Annotated in this window: 1 pseudogene; it reads right to left on the bottom strand. The window is 65.4% G+C overall.

Features of this window, described 5'->3' with window-relative positions:
- Positions 1-231 (bottom strand): annotated as a pseudogene (locus EXE44_RS19490) (hypothetical protein); the annotation flags it as partial.

Here is a 231-nt window from a genome sequence, read left to right as displayed (position 1 = left end):
AGACGTTGATGAAGACGCCGTTGGCGACCCGCGTGAACAGCATCCCGACGACGCCGAATATCGCGCCCACGGCGAGGATGTCAGGCTTCGTGCCGAACGCATACGTGATGTCCTTCCCGAAGTGGTACCCGCCGTCCGCGGGGTTCATGTCGGGGTACTTCTTGCCCGCGTACGCCGAGGCGGCCACGCCGCCCGCGAACACGATGTGTGGGCCGGTTATGGCACCGAACC

Origin of the sequence: Halorubrum sp. SS7, assembly GCF_005435055.1 — an archaeon.
GTDB lineage: Archaea > Halobacteriota > Halobacteria > Halobacteriales > Haloferacaceae > Halorubrum > Halorubrum salinarum.
The sequence above is the reverse complement of the archived record's forward strand: the minus strand, read 5'-3'. Positions and strand labels throughout refer to the sequence as shown.